Origin of the sequence: uncultured Metabacillus sp. (genome assembly GCF_947503125.1) — a bacterium.
Taxonomy (GTDB): Bacteria; Bacillota; Bacilli; order Bacillales; family Bacillaceae; genus Metabacillus.
Genome location: NZ_CANNCR010000119.1, coordinates 1 through 4,191, shown reverse-complemented (window position 1 = coordinate 4,191; position 4,191 = coordinate 1). Strand labels below are relative to the sequence as shown.

Genomic DNA, 4,191 nt, shown 5'->3' with positions numbered 1-4,191 from the left:
CGCACTTAATGGCTCAGTTGACCGCAAATAGTGGCTCAAATCTCCGCACTGATGGCTCAATCTGTCCGCAATACTCACTAGTCGTAAAGATCGTATCCGCAAATACCAATTTCCCACCTGGTTTTAATAGTCTTTGAAATGCATCAATTGCTTTTGCTTTTTCTTCATTTGTTAAATGGTGAAATGCGTACGTACTTACAATGGAATCAACATATTCAGGCTTTGGAAAATGCAAAAAATCACCATCAACTATTTTTACCTTTCCATTTAATTTATCATTAGCTATCATTCTCATTGCGTGTGACGGTTCAATCGCTGTAACCTTACATCCTAATGCAAATAATTTTTTCGTCAGGTTTCCTGTCCCTGCACCAAACTCTAATACATGGCCATACGAAAGCTCTGCAACTCTCTCAAGAATGTGCTCGTAGTCTTTAAATACTTCCCGATATTCAATTTCATTTCCTGTGACTGAATTGTCATACGATGTTGACCATTCATCAAAAAGTTCAATAAATTCTCTACCCATATTTATCACCTATTCAGCGTATATTGATTAATCATATAGGTATAGTATGATTTTATGAACAAAACGGTTCTTCGTTTAGTTTGATGATGGCCTTTTAAAACTGTCACGTTTTATTTTTCAGTGAGGGTTTGGAAAAATAATTTTATGTAAGAAAATATAGTTTAAGAGGAACAAGACTAACTCAAATAATTGGTTTTATTTAAGTTAGTCTTTCGAAGGAAAAATACATCTGATGTGTAAACACGTAAAAAACTAATGACCATTTATGCGTTTTAGCTTCTCACTGCCTTTCTTTAAGGCAAATCGATATTTCTCGCCTTTCTCGATTTGTGTTACCTGTGAATCATGGACAGTGATTTGTACCGTACCATATTCAATATTTTCCAATAGCGAAATAATTTTATCGATGATTTCTTGATCGATCTTATTTTTTGTAGACAATGAGGTTCTCCCCTTCCAATAAAAAAATATGGTTTAGAAGTAAATCTTCAAGCGTTGTGTGTTCGAGTACATATGCCATGGTATTTCTAACTAAAGACCAAAGTGGTATTAATGCCTTGTTCTAACAGACATGGTTTATATTTTGTAATAATGGACCTTCATAGTTACGTATCACCTCATCAATATTGATTTCATTTTCCTTTTAATGTCGAGTAACTAGATCAACCTTAAATTATTTTTAATAAATTGTTATGGATAATAGAATGATATAATGAAACATATTTGAGTATGTTTGCAACAACATAAAACCAAGCATTACGATGGGATATATCGGTTTTTCAATAATCATATTATGTATTAATGGATAAATCAACCACAAAAAACAAAAAATTTCCTTTAAATTCTTTTGAACAACTTTTTTTGGATAGTACAACATTCTCCACCAAAGAGAGAGGTTGTCTCAAAAAGATTAATCCTTTTGAGACAGCCGCTTCATTTTAACGAAATTATTTAATTTTCTAGTTCCTTTCTCCAAATAACTCGACATATAAGAAATAAGCTTGTTCATCACCATCATCATCTAAATAACATTGACTTATCTTATCAATTTAGTCGGAATTTTGAGATGATTTATTTTTCCAAGGACATACTTTCTATCCTTGAAAATGGTCTATTGCAGCGGATCCTTAATAAAGTTTCTCGTTTTATTTTCCCTCTTTCGATTGTTGTTTTAGCCCTATCCTTAGTCATCAAGTCACATCATTTTATAGAAAAAATATCTGTATAACCATTTTCTTTATAACGGAAATATGCGGATGTAAACTCCTTTAGTTTCATAGTCAGCCCGCCATGGCCAAATCTAATAAATTTATGGGGGTCTAACTCAGGACTGTTTTCTTTTACAAATCCCAAAAAAGCTAAAATGTAAATTCGTCTATAAACGACATGTATAATGCCGTATTCATAAAACCAGTTATCAATTGTGTTGTATACGCCTTTATTTATATGAAATTGCTGTTTGCATCTGTTATAAAAGCTTAAATCAGGCAAATTCAAATACTCATTTTCTAGCAAGCTCTTTTTCCTTTTGTCCTGAGGTATATCAAATATGCTTAAATTATTTTTTGCCATATAAAAATATCCTCCTTCGCGGATTTATTAGGTAGTTAAAGTAGCCGTTGCTCCCGGTTAAATGATCTTCCATGTCCACTTGAAAACGACCTGCTTATCCATCCAAGTTATATAATGAGAGAATGTACATAACTTTATTTAATGATTCTAACCAAGCTCTTTTGTTATCAGTTCGGCTTTTTCCTTTTTATTTCATTGAGGTATTCCGTTTCAATTTCAGATAATGTTAATTCATATAAATGGTGTTCTTCCTTTTTATAAATTCCTAACGCTAATAGCTTTTGAATTAATTTCTCTTTTCTGCGAAAAACTGCTTCGCGCAACTGGCTCATTGATTGTACCTCCCCTTAATATTCGTATTTCTTAAATCAAAGAGACTTACAGTACATTTAACCTCTAGTTATCCAGTTGGTTTAGTTCCATGTATCATTTACAAAAAATAACTAAACATATCGTTAATAAACAATCTCATCTTTTTTTATCGTATTGATAAATGACTCCAGACCTTTGTTTAATCTTTGTTGTGCTTCTTCATGAAGTGAGAATTGATTTTTATCGACACGTTCTATTTGATGATCAATTGTATATACGCCATTTACGATGTGTTTAGCTCCTAATGAGGATAGGACGGGATTTAATGCATATTCAATTACCAAGAGGTGACCAAATGATCCTCCTAAAACAAGGGGGAGAACAATCTTATTTTCAAAACCTTTCTGAGGAAGTAAATCAAGATAGGTTTTTAAGATCCCGGAATACGATGCTTTGTATACTGGTGTTAAAACAATAACTCCTTCCGCTTTCTCTACTATCCTATTAGCATTAATTATTGCCTCACTATCAAATTTAGCGGTTAATAAATCATCTGCTGACAATGTATGAACCTTAATAATATCAAAGGAAATTTTTTCTTTTCCAAGTTTAGTAATTGCAAAATTTAATATGCCATTTAAACGTGAATGATCATTAGGTGCACCTGTAATGATAGCTACTTTTGCCAATTAAATCCTCTCCTTTTTATATAGTTTAAGTAGTTTTCCTTTCTATATCACAAAAAGCATCTGCAAAAAGACTCCCATTTTACGTAATAGGAATCACATAATCTGAGATCCTCTAGCTTTCTAGTCGGCTTATGAATCTAATTCGATTTTTTGATCTTTTTTACCGTTTCCTATTTTTAATAACACATATACAATTCCTATAATCCAGAGAATCGTAATTCCTATATAAACTGCTGGATAAACGGCAGTATTTTCAACCCATGTTTGTAAGATTGTTCTTGCATTTACTAAAATGATAAATCCGCCGACAAGGACACCCATTAATTGAGCGTGTATTTTTTGAACGAGCCATGCTGCAATCGGAGCAGCAATAATGCCGCCCACCATTAAGGCACCAACCCATAACCAATTGACTTCTTCCCACCCTAAGGAAATCAAAAAGCCTAGTGTCGCAGAAACTGCAATAGCAAATTCACTTGTATCAACTGTGCCAACGACTTTGCGGGGACTCATTCCTTTTTGTGATAATAAGACAGGTGTGGCGATCGGACCCCATCCTCCCCCTCCTGTTGCATCGGCAAAGCCTGCAATTAATCCTAATGGAATTGATTTTTTTCGTGTTAAGGTAACTCTTTCTTTTCCTTCAATTTGACGAAACTTAAAAAGAAATCTTATAAGTACATAAACACCTAATAATAACAGAAAAATAGAAATATAGGGTTTTGCCAAATCTCCTGGTAAATTACTTAAAAAGGTTGCCCCCAAAAATGCACCGATTGATCCCGGGATGATAAGTCGATAAACGGTTTGTTTGTCAACATTTCCAAATTTAATATGGGAAGCACCAGAAGCTGCAGTCGTCACTACCTCGGCAAAATGAACAGAAGCAGAAGCAACTGCAGGGGCAATGCCGAATGCCAGCAATAGCGAAGATGATGTTACGCCATAGGCCATTCCTAAAGCACCATCAATAAATTGTGCCAATAAACCAATTAGAGCAAAGATGATTAACTTTTTCATTTTTATACCCATTCCTTTCGCTTCGCTCAAGGCACAAAACGTAATGAAATAAGTTTTGTACCTCGAGCG

6 protein-coding genes are annotated in these 4,191 nt (G+C 33.8%); all 6 read right to left on the bottom strand.

The window, feature by feature from the left end; all coding sequences use genetic code 11:
* Positions 1 to 13: 13 nt before the first annotated feature.
* Entirely contained in the window at positions 14 to 529 is a 516-nt protein-coding gene (locus tag Q1B07_RS26175; RefSeq protein WP_299095600.1) for a class I SAM-dependent methyltransferase, read from the bottom strand.
* A gap of 252 nt (positions 530 to 781) precedes the next feature.
* Positions 782 to 970: a YezD family protein gene (locus tag Q1B07_RS26170; RefSeq protein ID WP_299095603.1), complete on the bottom strand. Its 189-nt coding sequence runs from the start codon at positions 968 to 970 to the stop codon at positions 782 to 784.
* A gap of 759 nt (positions 971 to 1,729) precedes the next feature.
* Positions 1,730 to 2,101, bottom strand: coding sequence for a hypothetical protein (locus Q1B07_RS26165; RefSeq protein WP_299095605.1), 372 nt, complete (start codon positions 2,099 to 2,101; stop codon positions 1,730 to 1,732).
* A gap of 167 nt (positions 2,102 to 2,268) precedes the next feature.
* Entirely contained in the window at positions 2,269 to 2,433 is a 165-nt protein-coding gene (locus Q1B07_RS26160; RefSeq protein WP_299095607.1) for a Fur-regulated basic protein FbpA, read from the bottom strand.
* Positions 2,434 to 2,556: 123 nt separating this feature from the next.
* Positions 2,557 to 3,102 carry an NADPH-dependent FMN reductase gene (gene ssuE, locus Q1B07_RS26155; RefSeq protein WP_299095610.1) on the bottom strand — a complete coding sequence of 182 codons (546 nt, stop codon included), beginning with the start codon at positions 3,100 to 3,102 and terminating at the stop codon, positions 2,557 to 2,559.
* Between the two features lie 129 nt (positions 3,103 to 3,231).
* Positions 3,232 to 4,122 carry a sulfite exporter TauE/SafE family protein gene (locus tag Q1B07_RS26150; RefSeq protein ID WP_299095613.1) on the bottom strand — a complete coding sequence of 297 codons (891 nt, stop codon included), beginning with the start codon at positions 4,120 to 4,122 and terminating at the stop codon, positions 3,232 to 3,234.
* Between the last annotated feature and the right edge of the window lie 69 nt (positions 4,123 to 4,191).